We start from the raw sequence: 17149 nt of genomic DNA, 5'->3' as shown, positions 1-17149 counted from the left end.
AGAGCTTTCACTGCTTTTTTTAATAGTGTTGGCGGGGAATTTTGGCGCTTAGTCAAATAGTGTTGCTGGAAAATCTTCCGAAAAAAGGCACTTTGTTAAATTTTGTGGTGGGTAAATTTTTTGGCACTTTATCAATGTTAGCTGTTACTTTGTCTGGGAGTGTTTTACCAGCTACTGAAGTTTTAGCTGATAGTAGTTCTAATATTATTTATCAAGTTCCTAAAGAATCTGATTATCAATATTTAAAAGAAGAAAGAAGTATTTGGAAAAAAGTTGGTAAAACTGCCATTAGGAAAGCTATAAAGAATAGAACTGCTATTGTAAATGCGGTAAAATCTGTTTCTGGTAAAGCAGTTGCAAACCAAGTTGATAGATACTTTGGTAAGATTGCTGCTTCTCTTACCCCTTTGTTAGAGTGGACTGATATTCCTGCTCAAGCAGTATACGATGCTGTTTTTAGAGGTTTAGTCAATTCTGGCGTTTCAAGAAGTGTTGTTACTAATATAGCTCTTGCTATTAGGGAGGCAGTTAGTTGGATATTGTAGATGGGCATGTTTTAGATAAGTTAAATCTGATAGAAAGTGCTATTTCTGAATTAGCCGAATTACATGGACATTCAGCTTTAAACCCAGTATCTCCAAGTCTTTTTTGCTTGGAGAATGGTATTACTTTTGATGAGAGAGGGAAAATTATTATATTATTGAATAGGCTATTTTCAGAAAATGAAAATGTTAGCTATTTAGAATTAAAAAGAAATATCATTAGAGAAGTACCAAAGTTGGCTTTATTATCTGAAGAAGTTTTTGAAGGTATGGTTAACATTTTTAAGAAAAATTATGTTATCGAAGAAGAATAGTCAGGCAATAGTCATGTGGTATGGATAGAACTCTTTTTTAGAGGGTACTTTTCCCGATCTTGATACTTTAAAAATATAAAAGCGAGTATAAATATTGATTTAACAACGTTTATACTCGCTTTTCTTTTGGGCACTTTGTCCAATTTTGTTGTGGGTAAATTTTTCAGGAAAAGTGTAAGTGGTCGATAGCCAGCTACATTGCTTATTACTTCGGGTTATTGATTGCTTCTAGAAAGTAACTAGAGCTTTTAGAGAATTGGTCATCTGTTCAACAGCCATGCCACCGTTTCGAGCCAAGGTCTCTCAACTCGCCAGCTAGTGTCAAATAAATTGTGTAAACTTTTATATAGGGATCTTTTACAGGAGTTCTGGTGAAGATATCCTTGATAAAGGGAAATATTCAGAAGATGGGTCCTAGGGCCTATGAAAACTTACTTGAATTTGGTGATAATACACTTGTAAGGGTTCTAAGAGGTAAAATGGCAGCCAAGGAGGAAAATGATGGATAAGAAAGAAAGAATTATGGCTTTGCTAAAGGCTGGCGTGATTAATGAAGATGATGCCTTAATCTTGTTAGAACAAGAAGGTCAAAAGATCGGAATAACAAGGGAACAAAATAATTCAGAAGAAAAAAGGCAAGTCAGCCAAGAAGAAATGAAAGAAGAAGCCACTATTATTTTAGAAAAAGCTGCAAGTCTATCGGCTAAAATCGATCAAGAAAAAGCGCAATTGGAACAATTGAATGAACTCCTTCTCCATAAAAAGGACTTTTTTAAAGAACTAGAAGCAGCCTATGCCGACTTTCAACAATTACGTGACCAAGAAAAAGAAGATCTCTCAGATGGTTTTATACCAACTTCAGTTGATGATTTGCTAGAAGCGGATCTTTCAACTGAAGGGCAAAAGGAAGAGGGACAAGAAGCTTGTCAAGAAGACTTGGATAAGCCTTTTAGTCGTTATACTGAAAAAGATTTTGTAGAAGCTATTGCAGATTCGAGGGAAGATATAGATAGTTTAACTAAATCGATTCAGGAAAAGGAAGCTGATATAAGTAATCTAAGTCAAAAAATGGCGGAAATACAAGCGGTTGGAACTAGTGCTTTAGGAGAAAAAAAGAGCCCTAGTTCTTCAGAAAGTAAGGATAGCTCTCAGGATGAAAAAGGAAGAGAGGAATGGAAGAATTTTGCTAAAGATACTGCGGATTGGGTGAACAAAGTAACGCCTAGTATCTTATCAGCAGTTAAGGTGTATGCTGATCGTGTACAGGAAATTGCAGAGGATTTTTCAATGGAAGTGGGTCGCTCTAAACCTTCATCTTCAAAAACAAGAGGAGGATTAAATACTTATCAAGAAGTGATCCCTATAGATAAAGAAGCTTCTATCGTTGATATTAAATTGGCATGTGGGAAAATTGACCTAGAAGTAAAAGAGGGAGAAAGTGGCCGATTAGAGATAAGCTATCAGGGAGTTTTCGAAGATAGTAAGTCTTTAAGAGATACAATTGAAAAACATAGGCTGGTGAGAAATGATCTAGAAATGGCGAAATTCCATTTTTCTAGTCGGAATATTCAAGTGGCAGTTAAGCTTTATTTATCAGAAAAAAATTACGACTATGTATCGCTCAAGGTAATCTCTGGTGAAATTAAGGCTGAAAGCTTGAAGAGTCAAGATATTTTGGCTAAAGTGAAGACAGGAAATATCTCTTTTGATAAAGTTTCTGGAACCATGCTAGAAAGTTTGAATACAAGTGGGAAGATATATCTCAAAGATTGTCAGTTTAGAGATGTATTTTCCAAGCTTACTACAGGGAAAATTTACTATACAGGGGCAGTGCAAGGTCTCGATTTAGACGTTCAGACTGGGAATATTCTCCTCGATACGGACAAGAGTTTGCAACATGTAGAAGCTAAGGTGAAGACAGGGAATATACGTTGGTATAATATGGATTATCAATCGATTGAAGCAGATCTTAAGTCAGGTATTGGAAGCATTAGCCATCCTTATTTGCGGGAAGATATGGATATCTCTATTGAAGAAGAGAGGAGAGCTGGGCAAAGGCTGAAGTTTCGCCATTTAAAGGAAGGGACACCAGTCATAGCGACCCTATCGACTAAATTAGGGAACATTCAATTGACGACATCTCAGATGGATAAGGAAGCCTAGAAATAAGCCAGCAAGATAAGTGGAAGCTGTAGAAGAGATCGTATTGACTAGGAAAGGAAAATAAAAAAATGAGAAGATTAAGACGATCGAGGCACGATAGATGGTTTGCAGGCGTTATGGGAGGCCTAGCTGAATATTTAGGGGTTTCGTCCACATTGCTTCGGATACTATATGTGCTGATTAGCCCTTTTGGAGCGCCGGTTCTATGCTATATATTACTTGCCTTGATTATTCCAGATGAATGGTAGAGAATAGATGAGTAAACTGAACGATTATTTAGAGAGAAAGGAGAGAACGCTGTGAAGAAAGAATTGAGAAGATCACGACACGATAGATGGTTTGCAGGCGTGATTGGAGGTATAGCAGAGTATTTAGGTGTTTCTTCAGGCATATTGCGCCTACTCTATATTTTTTTGGCGCCTTCTGGTTCTCCTTTATTTTTGTACCTGGTTTTAGCTGTGCTTATTCCTGAAGAAACAAGACGCCGCAAGGACGATGATGAAGCTAATGATCACAAGAGAGAGTGGAGTGATTTTTGATGGGTTTTTGGCAACGATTGGCGACCAACGCTCTAGGCTTTATGATCCTATCCTTCCTCTTTTCCCCGTATTTTCATGTTAGTTCGTTGTGGGCGGCAGCATTTGCTAGTTTTTTGATGGCAGCTTTAAACGTTTTTGTTAAGCCACTTCTCTTTATCCTAACTTTGCCTATCACAATTTTAACCATGGGACTCTTTGCCTTTGCCTTAAATGCGTTAGTCTTGCAACTTGTTAGTTCATTAATGGGCAGTCAATTTAGGATCAGTTCATTTGGGATGGCTTTGCTGATCAGTTTCCTTTTGACGGCATTTCAGAATTTCATGTCTAGAAGATTTGGAAAGGAATGGCGTTAAATAGGTCAAAATAAACCCTAGAGAAAGTTTATCTTCTCTAGGGCTTTTTTTATGGGGGAAACTTGAGCTTAGTGGATGAGCTTAAAGAAAGTTGTAATATAGGGGGATATAGGGAAGTTGTACAAGAAGAATCAGTTATCTTATCTGCCCAAAATGGTTCGTCTATGGTAGAATAGATGGAGATTATGGTAAAGCGAGGGAGATAAATGGCGGACGTTACGGTAAAAGAATTAGCTGAAGCGTTACAACTGGAGATTATCTCAGAAAAAGATCATCTGGATAGTTTAATTGCGACTAGTGAAATTTCTCGCCCAGGATTGGTCTTAGCAGGATACTATAAGTTTTACCCACGCAATCGGGTACAAGTTTTTGGCCGGACAGAATCAACGTATTTACACAATTTACATTCAGAGAAAAAATTGGAGATTTTTCGATTTATGGCAGAAAATGGGACACCATGCTTTGTTTTAGCGAGAAATCTTCCCCTTCCAGAAGAATTGTTAAGGGCTAGTCACGAGTTTCATGTGCCTATTCTTCGCTCGCATCGTCGGACGACTCGGATCATAGGCCATATGACGAATTTTTTGGAAAGTAAGATGGCACCTGCGCAAACTGTACACGGCGTCTTGGTGGATGTGTTTGGGATAGGTGTGCTCATCACTGGAGAAAGCGGTGTTGGAAAGTCTGAAACGGCTTTAGAACTAGTTCAAAAGGGGCACCGATTAGTAGCAGACGATCGAGTGGACTTGCATCGACAAGATGAATTGACGATTGTCGGAGAAGCACCAGAGATTTTGTCTCACTTGATCGAAATTCGGGGGGTAGGTATTGTAGATGTGATGACCCTTTTTGGAGCAGGCGCTATTCGTTCGAGTGTAGAAGTCGATTTGATCGTCCATTTAGAAAATTGGAGAAAGGATACCCCTTATGACCGTCTAGGGAAAGATGATGAAAAGGAAAAAGTTCTGGGTGTGGACATTAAGAAGTTAACCATTCCAGTGAAGACTGGTCGGAATATTTCTATTATTATCGAAGTCGCTGCCATGAATTTCCGAGCTAAGGGGATGGGGTATGACCCTATGTATCTGTTCAACCAACGTTTGGATTCATTGATTAAGACGAATGCCCAAAAGGAGGATAATGATGTTTCTAGCCATTAATCCCGTTGCCTTTTCGCTCTTTGGCTGGGAGGTACGCTGGTATGGCATTATTATTACCTTGGCAGCTTTTCTAGGCATTGAATTAGCGAATAGAGAGGCGAAGAAAAGAGGTTTCCCTCAAGACAGCCTTTGGGATTTTGCCTTTTGGGGGCTCCCTTTTGCTTTTTTAGGAGCTAGGCTGTATTATGTTCTTTTTAAATGGGATTATTATGCAGGGCATCTATCTGAAATATTAGCGATTCATAAAGGCGGAATTGCCTTGTATGGTGGCCTAATTTTTGGGGCCATAGCCGCCTTGATCTACTGCATAAAAAATAGCTATTCCTGTACCCTTTTTGTGGATATACTGGCGCCTTATTTTCTTTTAGCGCAGAGCATAGGGCGTTGGGGCAATTTTATGAACCAAGAAGCTCATGGGGATAGAATTGCCAAATCCGTTTTAGAAGCTTGGCATTTGCCTGCCTTTGTGATTGAACAAATGAGGATTGATGGGGTATACTATCAACCTACTTTTCTTTATGAATCTCTCCTCAGTTTCATTGGGGTGATCATTATTTTAACTTTACGGCGCTATGCTCCTTTACGTTTGGGAGATGCGGTCAGCTTTTACCTTGTTTGGTATGGGAGTAGTCGATTTTTAGTTGAAGGAATGCGGACGGATAGCCTATATGTTTTTTCAACTATTCGAGTATCGCAAGCCTTATCTCTCATTTTTATTGCTCTTGGGATTTTGTATGCCATTTACCGTTACCAGCATAAAGAAGAATATATCTATTACAAAAAGGTTATTCATCCTATGAATCTAGCGGTTCTCTGATAGTAAAGGCGTGATTTAAAAAGGAGTCGAGTAGCCGTTAAGTGTTAGGAATGGGTGAATAACAGCTTTTTTTTAGAATAAGGATCTGAGTGGATAGGATTTCTTTTTTAGGATAGAGTATTCGATAAGGATTTCTTTTTTGGGTTAGAATATCTGATAAGAATTTTCCGCTAAGAGCAGATGGCTTATGGGGATATTTCCCTAATAGAGCAAGGAGTAGATGGAAGAAGTAGTCGCTAATTGAAAAAAGGAAGAAGGCCCAGATCGGAAGACGTTAGAATATCTAAATGATCAGCTGAGATCTGTTGGCGGAAGGAGAGTAATATGCGAATTGCAATTTTGGGAAGCGGATCATGGGGGACAGCCTTGTCCATGCTTCTAGTGGATAATGGCCATGATGTGGTTCTCTATACTAACATGAAGGAACAAGTAGAGGAGATTAATCAACAGCACACGAATCAGCATTATTTGCCCGATACTGTATTAGATGATAAGATCTATGCGACGACAGATTTAAAAGAAGCTGTTGAAGGGGCAGATATGGTATGGTTTGTTTTACCGACGAAGGCTATTCGTTCAGTAGCAACTGCTGTAGCCCCTCTATTAAAGAAAAAGCCAATACTGGTTCATGCCTCCAAGGGATTGGAACAAGGATCCAGGTTAAGGATTTCCCAAGTGATTGAAGAAGTGATTCCAAGTGAGCGTTATGAAGCCATTGTTGTCTTATCTGGACCAAGTCATGCCGAAGAAGTAGCAGTAAAAGATATTACGACCATTACCGCAGCGAGCCGCAATCAAAAAGCAGCTGAAGCTGTTCAAGCTGTTTGTATGAATGATTACTTCCGTGTTTATACTAATCCTGATGTGATTGGGGTAGAAATTGGTGCAGCAACCAAGAATATTATTGCTGTTGGTGCAGGTGTTTTAGCAGGTTTAGGCTATGGGGATAATGCCAAAGCCGCTTTAATCACAAGAGGATTAACAGAAATTAATCGATTAGGACGAGTCTTTGGAGCTGACCCGCTTACTTTTATTGGCCTATCTGGTGTTGGTGATTTGATTGTGACCTGTACCAGCCATCATTCAAGGAACTGGAGAGCGGGTTATCAATTAGGGCAAGGGAAATCCCTAGAGGAAGTCCTTGATCATATGGGGATGGTCGTTGAAGGTGTAGCGACCATTAAGGTTGTTTATGAACTAGGTCAAGAATTAGATGTAGATCTACCGATCACAAATGCTTTATATGGTGTTCTTTATCATGGTGAGGAAATTCATTCTAGTATAAGGCAATTGATGAGAAGAGATCCAAAGTCAGAAGTTTTTGAAAGTTAAGCATTTAGCACTCAGTAAATAAGAAAAGTTGACAGCAAGAAAGGAAATAAAAATGACTGTAAAAAAAGCCGTAATTCCAGCAGCAGGTCTAGGGACTCGTTTTCTTCCAGCTACCAAGGCGATGGCCAAGGAAATGTTGCCTATCGTCGATAAACCAACTATTCAATTTATTGTAGAAGAAGCTTTGGCTTCAGGAATTGAAGAAATTTTAATCGTTACTGGTAAAGGGAAGCGACCAATTGAAGATCACTTTGACTCTAACTTTGAGCTAGAAGCTAATTTGAAAGAAAAAGGTAAACTTGATCTCTTGAAATTAGTTGAAGAAACCACTGGGATCAAGCTGTATTTTGTCCGCCAATCTTATCCTAAAGGCTTAGGGGATGCTGTTTTACAAGCTAAAGCTTTTGTGGGGAATGAACCTTTCGTCGTGATGCTAGGGGACGACTTGATGACTGATGAAGTCCCATTGACCCGCCAGTTGATCGATATTTATGAAAACTATGATGCACCAAGCGTAGCCGTTATGGAAGTTCCACATGAAGACACTTCTAAATATGGGATCATTTCGCCTAAACGTCAAATTAAGGAAGACATCAGTGAAGTAGAACAGTTTGTTGAAAAACCAGACCCTGAAAATGCGCCAAGTGATTTAGCCATTATTGGGCGCTATCTTTTAACACCTGAAATTTTTGATTTCCTTGAAACACAGGAAGTAGGTCGTGGTGGGGAAATCCAATTGACTGATGCCATCGAACGTTTGAATACCACACGTTCCGTCTATGCGAAAACGTTTAGGGGGAAACGTTTCGATATCGGGGATAAATTAGGCTTTGTTAAAACCAATATTGAATTTGGCCTAAATCATCCAGAGATCAAAGATGGATTGCGAAGCTACCTACTTGAATTAGGTAAAAAAATAGAAAGAGGCGAGTCTATTGACTAAAGAGCTAGATAAAGTATATGACGTTATTGTTATCGGGGCTGGGCCTGGTGGTATGACTGCAGCTCTTTATGCTTCTCGAGCTAATTTGTCTACTTTGTTGCTTGAAAAAGGTGCTCCTGGCGGTGAAATGCTCAATACGGCAGATATTGAGAACTATCCAGGCTTTAAGAGTATTGCTGGATATGAGTTAGCCGATAAAATGTATGAAGGAGCTATGAGCTTTGACGCTGAACACCAATTGGCAGATGTGACTGGTATTAGCGATGAAGGAGATATTAAAATCGTCCATACAAAGAAGGCAGATTATAAAAGTAAGACAGTGATTATTGCGACAGGAGCTAGTCATCGTCAACTTGGAATTAAAGGTGAGGAAGAATATCAAGGGAAAGGCGTTTCTTATTGTGCCGTCTGTGATGGGAATTTCTTCCGCAAAAAAAATGTAGTGGTCATTGGTGGCGGAGATTCAGCTGTTGAGGAAGGAACCTATCTTTCTCAATTAGCCGATTCAGTGACGATTGTGCACCGGAGAGATAAGTTGAGAGCCCAAGCTGTTTTGCAAGAACGTGCTTTTGAAAAAGAAAATGTGCATTTCCTATACGATACAGTCCCACTAGAAATATTGGGAGATAGTCATCGTGTGACAGGCTTGCGTCTTCAAAATGTCAAGACCAAAGAGGAGTCTGAACTAGCTATAGATGGTGTTTTCATCTATGTAGGGGTTATTCCTGTTAGTGAGGCCTTCACTAGTCTTGGGATTACGGACGAACAAGGGTGGATTAAAACGGATGATTATATGCAAACGTCTCGCCCAGGTATCTTTGCGATTGGAGATGTCAGGGCAAAACATTTGCGCCAAATTGCAACAGCAGTTGGAGACGGGGCTATTGCTGGTCAAGCTGCTTACCAATATATCGAAGCGCAAGGGGACTTGAAATAGTCGTCTCTTAAAGGCTTTTAGATAGGGATCTAAGCCTTATGAGAAAGAAAGAGGGATAAAAACTAATGGCTACTATGACATTGGGCCAAGTGTATAAAATATTAAAAGAAAATAAGCTCTTAAAAGAAATAGTGACAGCAGATGCTTGGAGGCACCATTTAACGCCTGAAGAGGAAAACATTTCTTTTGACCATATTTCGAGCGATTCTCGTCAAGTGGGGGAAAACACTTTATTTGTTTGCAAGGGGATGAACTTTTCTAGTGAATTCCTTGACCAAGCTGTAAAAAGTGGCGTTCGTTTCTATGTAACCGATCGCTTACCTGAAGTGAAAAAAGAGGCCTGTGCCTTGGTGGTGACCAATAGTCGAAAGGCGCTTGCTTTCTTATCTTTTGCTATGTACGATCATCCTGATTCCAAGCTAACGGTCATGGCGATCGGTGGAACGAAAGGTAAGACAACAACTGCTTACTTTTTAAAAAATATCATGGATCGGGTTAACGGTGGCAAAACCGCCTTACTTTCTACCATGGAAACAACCTTGGATGGTAAAAACTACCAAAAATCTTTGTTAACTACGCCAGAATCTATCGATTTAGCTCAAATGTTGGCAGAGTGTGTTAAAAATGGGATGACCCATGTAGTGATGGAAACCTCCTCTCAAGCTTTTAAAATGGATCGTGTAGCTGCAATGCGCTTTTCGATAGCGAGCTTTTTAAATATCTCACCAGATCATATTGGTGAAAACGAGCACGTTGATTTTGAAGACTATTTTTATTGCAAGCGGCAAATGTTCCCCTTGTCAGATTTTCTATTTCTTAATGGAGCAAGCGATTATGTCGACTTTATAAAAGAAGAATTAGACGATGCAGGCAATGCTTATGCTTTACTTGGGAAGGATGAAGAACTGGCTTATCATTGGAAAGAAATTGACGATAGGGAAGGACTTTTAAGCTTTAGTTTTAAGGGACAAGGCATGGATGAAGCAGCAGATTTTAGCATCAAAATGCCGGGGAAATTCAACCTGCAAAATGCTGCTATAGCGGCGTCTATGGCCTTGAAAGCTGGAGCTAGTGTAAAAGCTATACGAGAAGGTTTGTTAGCTACTCATGTTCCTGGACGTATGGAAGTAGTAGAAAGGTCTGCTGGCTATCCGATTATCGTAGACTATGCTCATAATCGCTTGAGTTGTGAGGCCTTGTGTGCTGACTTACGAGAACGTTATCCTAAAGCCCATTTAACTTTAGTGATAGGGGCTCCAGGTAAAAGAGGTCTGTCTCGTCGAAAAGATTTTGGTATAATTATTAAAGCTTATATGGATTCAGCTATATTAACCGCCGAAGACCCTGCAGATACAGATCCAGTGGACATTGCTAAAGAGATTCAATCTTATTGTTCAGATGTCCCAACAAAGATTATTGTGGATCGGGAAGAAGCTATTCGTCAGGCCATTGAAGGAGCTGACGAAAATACCTTGGTCATTTTAGCGGGTAAGGGACGAGATAATTACCAAGAAATTGGAAGTGAACGCTTAGCTTATAAGGGAGATTTAGCGATCGCTCAAGAAATAGTCGCAGCTTTAGAGAAGAAAAAATAAAAGCCTAGGCTAGGCCTAAGAAGGGTGAAGTTCTGCCTTTTTAGGATTTGTACGGTCAACGATTCATATGAAGAGTTATTGGCTAATTCGACTGAAAGAGTAGCTTTACTGTTAACGCAAAGTTCCTAGTAGGAATGGTTTAAGAGCTGTATATGTCATTATTGGGCTAAATTAGTATAAAAAAGGCCAGCCTTTTATAGCGTGCTATCTTGTATAGCGTGTGACTGACCATAAAATATGGATAGATTAAAGGAGACTTATGTATGAGCTGGAAAGAATTAGTGAAAGATTGGAAATTAGGTTTATCTGGCGATTCTGATTTGAAAAAAGAGTTAGATGCACTAGAACAAGATCCTGAAAGTTTAGCAGATGCTTTCTCTCATCCACTGGAATTTGGGACAGCAGGTATGCGTGGCTTGATGGGACCTGGGATTAATCGGATGAATATTTATACCGTTCGTCAAGCAACTTATGGTCTAGCTCAAGTTGTTCTTAAGCAAGGTGAGGGTGCAAAGCAAGCGGGGGTCGTTATTTCTTATGATTCTCGTCACCATTCTAGAGAATTCGCTTTTCATGCGAGTCAAATCTTGGTAGGGCAAGGGATTAGAACTTATATGTATGATTCATTGCGTCCAACACCAGTACTAAGTTTTGCAGTTCGCTATTTGAAGACGGCTGCTGGGATTATGATTACAGCTAGTCACAATCCAAAACAATATAATGGCTACAAATGTTATGGGCCTGATGGCGGTCAAATGCCACCAGAAGACGCTATAAAAGTAACAGAAGCCATGTTATCTAGACCAGATCTCTTGTCCATTGAAGGGGTTAGCCAAGAAGAACTACTTCAAAGTGATCTTTTCCAATTGATTAGTGACGAAGTGGATCAAGCTTACTTGAAAGAAATCGCTAGTGTAACAGTAGATCCTAGTGTTATTAAACGGCAATCTGATCTTAAATTTGTTTACACTCCGCTTCATGGGACAGGGCAATATTTAATGGAAAAAGTATTTAGAGAAGCAGGTTTTAAATCTGTTCACTATGTGGATAGCCAAAAGGATCCAGATGGAGAATTCTCTACTGTTAAATCCCCAAATCCAGAAGATGGAGAAGCTTTTATTGAAGCAGAAAAAATTGGACGTGCTGTTCATGCAGACGTCTTGATTGCAAGTGACCCAGATGCTGATCGGATGGGTGCTGCAGTTCGTTTGAGTGATGGAAGCTACCGTACCTTAACCGGTAATCAAATTGGTGCCATCTTATTAGACTATCTCTTGAAAGCTAAACAAGCCAAGGGAGAATTAAGTGACAAGACCTGCGCAATTAAGTCGATCGTGTCAGGAGAATTAGCGACGAAGGTAGCCCACTCTTATGGGGTTGAAATGCGTAATGTTCTCACAGGATTTAAATATATTGCAGAGCAAATTCATTTATTCGAGCAAAATAGATCAGGGGAATTTGTGTTTGGATTTGAAGAATCTTATGGCTATTTGGTAAAAGCCTTTGTCCGTGATAAAGATGCCTTGCAAGCAACCTTACTTTTAGCAGAAGTGGCTGCTTATCAAGCAGAACAAGGACTTAGCTTGGCGGATGCCTTAGAGGATTTATATGCTCGTTTCGGGGTTCATGCGGAAAAGACTTTAGCCTTTAAATTTGAAGGAGAAAGTGGTCAAGAACGCATGAAAGAAATCATGAAGCAATTGCGGGATAAACCATTGACGCAACTCTTAGGGGCTAGTGTAGCGGCTCGTGAAGATTATTTGACAAGCCAACGTGTTGAAACAACTGCTACTAAGCCGATTAGCTTACCAAAATCTGATGTGTTGAAGTATTATCTTGACAATGGGGATTGGTTAGCGTTTAGACCTTCAGGGACAGAACCTAAGTTGAAAGTCTACATGGGCGTAACTGCTGAAAATCAAGCTTTAGCACAAGAAAAAATTGCGGGTTATGAAGGAGTCTTACGTGAGCTATTAGCTTAAATAAGAAAATCTCCTATTTTGTAAGGATAAAATAAAGGATAACAAACAAAAGAAACCTAACTTCATGTGGAAGGGCAAGTCTTCTGCTTGAGTTGGGCTTCTTTTGTTCTAGCGGACTAGAAGCTTTTTATCAGAAATTATATTAGTCTAAGTGACCCTATTTAAGCTATTAGATCTTGGAGGGATTTGGCCATCGGGAGGCTAATTTATTTTTAGATGGAATAATCTATCGACTTAGAGATAAGCTTACTTAAAGCGATTGGCCAATAATCTAGTTAAAGCTCTTGTCTAAATAAGGGATTAGGGTTAAACTTAATTACAGTTGTAGTTTTTTTGTTAAAGGATGGAAGATTCCATTGGGGAGGCCACCTTTTGCGGATAAGTGTTGAAGACCTCTGTTTAGTTGTTTTCAGCGCTTTTTTCATCACCTGGAAGGCTAGTTGTTTTTATTGACGGAAGTGGCATGGTAGAATCGTGTTATAGAATAAGTAAACTATACCTTACAGGCATTATCTCTATATCTTCAGTAGTAATAGGATATAATAGAGTGAAGAACTAGTATATGATAGCAGATTGGGGAGGGTATGATGGAGAGTTTAGACCTCGTAATAATTACAGGGATGAGTGGCGCAGGAAAGACGGTAGCGATGCGTTCTTTCGAAGATATGGGCTACTTTTGTATTGATAACATGCCTCCTAGTTTAATTCCAACTTTTTGGGATTTGGTCAAAACTTCTGGAAAAGTGACCAAAGTTGCTTTGGTGATTGATTTGAGGGCGAGAGCCTTCTTTCATGAGATTGAGGAAGCTATCCGCAATTTAGATAATACGACTTTTGTGACCACTCGTATCTTATTTTTGGAGGCAAGTGACCAAAAATTGGTGAGTCGCTACAAGGAAACGAGAAGAAGTCATCCGCTAGCGGAAGATGGTTTGGTCATGACGGGGATTCGCTTGGAAAGGCGACTCTTGCAGGAAATTAAATCAAGAGCACAAAAAGTTATCGATACAACAGATTTATCGCCAAGAGAACTTCGAGAAGAGATCATGAATACTTTTGGGCAGGAAAAAGACCATTACTTTCAAGTGGTGGTTATGTCCTTTGGCTTTAAGTATGGTTTGCCTATTGATGCAGATATGGTGATGGATGTACGTTTTTTGCCTAATCCCTTCTATGTCGAAGATTTGAAGCCATTGACGGGATTGGATCAACCTGTATATGATTATGTGATGAAACAACCTGAAACAGAGATTTTTTATCAGAAGTTTCTTGACCTCTTGTCCTTCTGTCTTCCAGGTTATAAAAAAGAAGGGAAGAGCCAAGTGGTCATCGCTATTGGTTGTACAGGGGGGCAACACCGCTCTATCGCTTTAACAGAGCGTGTAGCTAAAGCTTTAGCTGATCAAGGTTATGAAGTGACTAGCTATCATCGTGAAGAAGAAAGACGGAGGAAGGAGAGAAGAGAACTTGAATCTACTGACAAATAGGCCGAAGATCACTGTTATCGGTGGAGGAACGGGCTTGCCGATTATTTTGAGCGCTCTTCGTTCTCAAAGGGCGGATGTCACAGCAATTGTAACAGTTGCTGATGATGGTGGCAGTTCTGGCGTTATTCGGGACTATGTCAATGTCGTACCACCAGGAGATATAAGAAACTGTCTGACAGCCTTATCTGAACTGTCAGATTTGGAAAAAGATGTTTTTCAGTATCGTTTTGATTCGGAAGATCAATTTTTCGCCGGTCATGCGATTGGAAATTTGATTATTGCTGCTTTAACTGAAATGAAGGGCAATATTTTTGAGGCGGTTAATTTGCTGAATGAGATGATGAGGATATCAGGGCATGTTTATCCTGTATCAAATGAACCCTTGACCCTCTATGCCGCCTTTGAAGATGGTAGTGTAGGGGTTGGCGAGTCCAAGATTGCTACATTCCGTAAACCGATTGATCATGTTTATGTTAAAACATCTGACGGGGGAAATGAGGCTGTAGCGCATGAGGCAGTCGTTCAAGCTATTATGGATTCAGATATGGTCGTTTTAGGACCAGGAAGCTTATACACCTCCATTTTGCCGAATTTAACCATCCAAAATGTAGCAGAAGCTGTACGTAACACGCCTGCTGAAGTTGTCTACATTTGTAATATTATGACTCAATGGGGTGAAACAGAACATTTTACAGATGCCGACCATGTTAGAGTCTTGCATAAGCATTTGGGGAAAAACTTTATCGATACAGTTTTGGTGAATAATGAACAGGTGCCTGATGAATGGATTAATCCGATTGAAAACGGCGAATATCTTTATCAGGTGGCCACTGATTTTTCGGCATTACGTGATCAAGGTTGCCGAGTGATTTCTTCTGATTTCTTACATCTAAGTGAACGTGGGGTTTGCCATGATGGAGATAAGGTGGTTGAAGAACTCTATCGTTTACTCTATTCTGCCAAAGTTGATTAAGAAAAGGAGGGATGGACGTGTCATTTGCTTCAGAAACTAAAAATGAGTTGACCCATTTGATCGTACATCCTGAGCATGCTCGGGCAGAATTATCCGCGATGATTCGTATGAATGGGGCAATTGGCTTGCAGCAAGGGAAAATAATCCTCAACGTCCAGACGGAAAACGCGGCGATTGCTCGGCGTATCTATGTTTTAGCCAAGGAGCATTTCAATGCTGAAGGAGAGCTTTTGGTTCGACGGAAGATGAAATTAAAAAAGAACAATGTCTATATTGTTCGTTTCAAGTCGAAAGCAGGGGAATTATTAGAAGCCTTGCATATTATGGATGGATTGATGATTAATCCGCATGTGGATCCTCATTTTAAAGATGATGAAGAGCTGAGGCGTTCCTACTTAAGAGGAGCTTTTTTAGCGACAGGATCGATGAATCATCCCGAAAGTGCTAGCTATCATTTGGAAATTTATTCGCAGCAAGAAGAGCATAATGAAGATCTGTTAGAGATGTTGAATGATTGTGCCTTGAATGCTAAGACCATAGATCGACGGCAGGGGCATATCATTTATTTAAAAGAAGCTGAAAAAATAGGGGATTTCCTGGCTTTAATTGGGGCGACCAATGCACGATTAACGTTTGAAAATATCCGCATCGTGAGAGATTTAAGGAATTCTGCCAATAGGATTGTGAATTGTGAAGTCGCCAATTTGAATAAAGTAGCGGAAGCCTCAGCGAAACAGATCAAAAATATCAAGAAAATTGATGAAATGATGGGGCTGAGCCAGTTGCCTGAAAAACTGCAACAAATAGCTTTAGCTCGGTTAAAATTTCCAGATGCTAATCTAACGGAATTGGGGAAACATGTTGAAGGAGGGCCTATTTCTAAGTCTGGTGTCAATCATCGACTCAGAAAGTTAAATGATATTGCAGACCAATTAGAAAAAAGGTAAAATAAAAAGATCATTGCATTTAGCACTTGCGTATCTTATAGGTAGCTGGAAGAACCAGTAATAAGACGGAGGTGGAAATGAAATGAATCAATTTTCTGGAATTGGACGGGTAGTTCGACAGATAGAATTAATTGAAACGCCACAAGGGAATAATGTCATTAATAATGTACTGGCCATTCCCAAACGGCGAAACACGAATGAGCAAAGCGCCGATTTTATTCCATTTGTTGTTTGGGGTAAAACAGCTGAACTCATGCATCAATATGTAAAAAAAGGACACCAAATTGGTGTTTCGGGACATTTTCAATCGCGTCATTATACCAATAAGCAAGAGCAGACGGTATATGTGGTAGAGTTGGTTGTAGAAAGCATTACTTTTACCCAAAGCCATGGGAGTGACAGAGAAGATTCAGATCTAACGCCGGAGAGTCTGGCTGAACTCTTCCAATAAATCGTTAGATGGATCGACCTGTATTCATGAGCGTGACGCCTGAAATGTCTAAATAAAATAAAAGAGGAGTAGGGGCTCGCTTATGAGGTTGATGATGATGGAAAATGATCAGTCTGTTTGCGATCGAGTAGAATTATTTTTCGAAAGAGAAGGATGGACTGTAGATTACTATGGTGATGGGCAAGAAGGCTTAGAAGCTTTTAGAGAAAGCAAGGGCAAATATGACTTTTTGATTTTAAGTTTAAAATTGATGACTTTGCCCGGCCTACAAGTGTTAAAAGAGATTCGAAAAGAAGACCAAGATATTCCAATTTTGATTTTGTCTGAAAAAATTTCAGAAAGTGATCAGATTATTGGTTTGGAAATGGGAGCGGATGATTATATCACTAAACCATTTAGTGAAATTTTATTGATTGCCAAGATTCGTGCGATTTATCGACGTTACAATCATGCACACAAATACACAGTTAGTGATCAAACACAAATGATTACGACGGCTACTTTAAAAATCAACAAATCGACAAGAGAAGTCGTTTTTTGTGGGAAAATTTTGGAACGTAAATTTCAAGTACAAGTTAGCCACCCCCTAAATTTTTCACAAAGGGAGAGCTGTG

Annotated in this window: 19 protein-coding genes; all 19 read left to right on the top strand. The window is 39.6% G+C overall.

Annotation, left to right across the window (positions count from 1 at the left end):
* Positions 1-41: 41 nt before the first annotated feature.
* Complete coding sequence (locus D3H64_RS09030) at positions 42-545, top strand: hypothetical protein (protein ID WP_121565896.1); 504 nt, start codon at positions 42-44, stop codon at positions 543-545.
* Positions 533-856, top strand: a complete 324-nt coding sequence (locus D3H64_RS09025) for a hypothetical protein (protein ID WP_121565895.1) — start codon at positions 533-535, stop codon at positions 854-856. The genes D3H64_RS09030 and D3H64_RS09025 overlap by 13 nt, the downstream gene beginning before the upstream one ends.
* A 371-nt stretch (positions 857-1227) precedes the next feature.
* Positions 1228-1365: a hypothetical protein gene (locus D3H64_RS10275; RefSeq protein WP_158589268.1), complete on the top strand. Its 138-nt coding sequence runs from the start codon at positions 1228-1230 to the stop codon at positions 1363-1365.
* The gene (locus D3H64_RS09020; RefSeq protein WP_158589267.1) at positions 1358-3019 is read left to right on the top strand and encodes a DUF4097 family beta strand repeat-containing protein; all 1662 of its coding nucleotides are present in this window, start codon (positions 1358-1360) and stop codon (positions 3017-3019) included. Before D3H64_RS10275 ends, D3H64_RS09020 begins: the two co-directional genes overlap by 8 nt.
* A gap of 68 nt (positions 3020-3087) precedes the next feature.
* Positions 3088-3267 carry a PspC domain-containing protein gene (locus tag D3H64_RS09015; protein WP_121565893.1) on the top strand — a complete coding sequence of 60 codons (180 nt, stop codon included), beginning with the start codon at positions 3088-3090 and terminating at the stop codon, positions 3265-3267.
* A gap of 51 nt (positions 3268-3318) precedes the next feature.
* Positions 3319-3558 carry a PspC domain-containing protein gene (locus D3H64_RS09010; protein WP_121565892.1) on the top strand — a complete coding sequence of 80 codons (240 nt, stop codon included), beginning with the start codon at positions 3319-3321 and terminating at the stop codon, positions 3556-3558.
* A complete protein-coding gene (locus D3H64_RS09005) occupies positions 3558-3911 on the top strand; it encodes a phage holin family protein (RefSeq protein ID WP_121565891.1) in 354 nt (117 codons plus the stop codon). Before D3H64_RS09010 ends, D3H64_RS09005 begins: the two co-directional genes overlap by 1 nt.
* A gap of 206 nt (positions 3912-4117) precedes the next feature.
* Positions 4118-5071, top strand: a complete 954-nt coding sequence (gene hprK / locus D3H64_RS09000; RefSeq protein WP_121565890.1) for an HPr(Ser) kinase/phosphatase — start codon at positions 4118-4120, stop codon at positions 5069-5071.
* A complete protein-coding gene (gene lgt, locus D3H64_RS08995) occupies positions 5055-5888 on the top strand; it encodes a prolipoprotein diacylglyceryl transferase (protein WP_158589266.1) in 834 nt (277 codons plus the stop codon). Before hprK ends, lgt begins: the two co-directional genes overlap by 17 nt.
* A 324-nt stretch (positions 5889-6212) precedes the next feature.
* Positions 6213-7220: an NAD(P)H-dependent glycerol-3-phosphate dehydrogenase gene (locus D3H64_RS08990; RefSeq protein ID WP_121565888.1), complete on the top strand. Its 1008-nt coding sequence runs from the start codon at positions 6213-6215 to the stop codon at positions 7218-7220.
* A gap of 52 nt (positions 7221-7272) precedes the next feature.
* The gene (gene galU / locus D3H64_RS08985; protein ID WP_121565887.1) at positions 7273-8163 is read left to right on the top strand and encodes a UTP--glucose-1-phosphate uridylyltransferase GalU; all 891 of its coding nucleotides are present in this window, start codon (positions 7273-7275) and stop codon (positions 8161-8163) included.
* On the top strand, positions 8156-9100 hold the full coding sequence (gene trxB, locus D3H64_RS08980) for a thioredoxin-disulfide reductase (RefSeq protein WP_255421011.1): 945 nt from the start codon (positions 8156-8158) through the stop codon (positions 9098-9100). Before galU ends, trxB begins: the two co-directional genes overlap by 8 nt.
* A 65-nt stretch (positions 9101-9165) precedes the next feature.
* Entirely contained in the window at positions 9166-10695 is a 1530-nt protein-coding gene (gene murE / locus D3H64_RS08975) for a UDP-N-acetylmuramyl-tripeptide synthetase (protein WP_121565886.1), read from the top strand.
* A 263-nt stretch (positions 10696-10958) separates the two neighbouring features.
* Positions 10959-12677, top strand: coding sequence for a phospho-sugar mutase (locus D3H64_RS08970; RefSeq protein WP_121565885.1), 1719 nt, complete (start codon positions 10959-10961; stop codon positions 12675-12677).
* A 584-nt stretch (positions 12678-13261) separates the two neighbouring features.
* A complete protein-coding gene (gene rapZ, locus D3H64_RS08965; RefSeq protein WP_121565884.1) occupies positions 13262-14164 on the top strand; it encodes an RNase adapter RapZ in 903 nt (300 codons plus the stop codon).
* Complete coding sequence (yvcK, locus tag D3H64_RS08960; protein ID WP_233554930.1) at positions 14145-15137, top strand: uridine diphosphate-N-acetylglucosamine-binding protein YvcK; 993 nt, start codon at positions 14145-14147, stop codon at positions 15135-15137. The genes rapZ and yvcK overlap by 20 nt, the downstream gene beginning before the upstream one ends.
* Before the next feature lie 17 nt (positions 15138-15154).
* Positions 15155-16084: a DNA-binding protein WhiA gene (whiA, locus tag D3H64_RS08955; protein ID WP_121565883.1), complete on the top strand. Its 930-nt coding sequence runs from the start codon at positions 15155-15157 to the stop codon at positions 16082-16084.
* A gap of 82 nt (positions 16085-16166) precedes the next feature.
* Positions 16167-16535, top strand: a complete 369-nt coding sequence (locus tag D3H64_RS08950) for a single-stranded DNA-binding protein (RefSeq protein ID WP_121565882.1) — start codon at positions 16167-16169, stop codon at positions 16533-16535.
* 82 nt (positions 16536-16617) lie between these two features.
* Positions 16618-17149: response regulator transcription factor (locus D3H64_RS08945; RefSeq protein WP_147429912.1), on the top strand; the 532-nt coding region annotated here is incomplete at its 3' end.

The organism is Atopobacter sp. AH10 (genome assembly GCF_003664595.1).
GTDB lineage: Bacteria > Bacillota > Bacilli > Lactobacillales > Aerococcaceae > Atopobacter.
Note: the sequence above shows the minus strand (reverse complement) of the source record. Positions and strands in the feature narration are given on the sequence as shown.

Bases quoted from the DNA above. Each gene is read 5' to 3' on its own strand.
- D3H64_RS08990 (WP_121565888.1), top strand. From the start codon at position 6,213: ATGCGAATTGCAATTTTGGGAAGCGGATCATGGGGGACAGCCTTGTCC.
- D3H64_RS08970 (WP_121565885.1), top strand. From the start codon at position 10,959: ATGAGCTGGAAAGAATTAGTGAAAGATTGGAAATTAGGTTTATCTGGC.
- hprK (WP_121565890.1), top strand. From the start codon at position 4,118: ATGGCGGACGTTACGGTAAAAGAATTAGCTGAAGCGTTACAACTGGAG.
- D3H64_RS08950 (WP_121565882.1), top strand. From the start codon at position 16,167: ATGAATCAATTTTCTGGAATTGGACGGGTAGTTCGACAGATAGAATTA.
- lgt (WP_158589266.1), top strand. From the start codon at position 5,055: ATGTTTCTAGCCATTAATCCCGTTGCCTTTTCGCTCTTTGGCTGGGAG.
- rapZ (WP_121565884.1), top strand. From the start codon at position 13,262: ATGATGGAGAGTTTAGACCTCGTAATAATTACAGGGATGAGTGGCGCA.
- murE (WP_121565886.1), top strand. From the start codon at position 9,166: ATGGCTACTATGACATTGGGCCAAGTGTATAAAATATTAAAAGAAAAT.
- D3H64_RS09020 (WP_158589267.1), top strand. From the start codon at position 1,358: ATGGATAAGAAAGAAAGAATTATGGCTTTGCTAAAGGCTGGCGTGATT.
- D3H64_RS09015 (WP_121565893.1), top strand. From the start codon at position 3,088: ATGAGAAGATTAAGACGATCGAGGCACGATAGATGGTTTGCAGGCGTT.
- D3H64_RS09005 (WP_121565891.1), top strand. From the start codon at position 3,558: ATGGGTTTTTGGCAACGATTGGCGACCAACGCTCTAGGCTTTATGATC.
- galU (WP_121565887.1), top strand. From the start codon at position 7,273: ATGACTGTAAAAAAAGCCGTAATTCCAGCAGCAGGTCTAGGGACTCGT.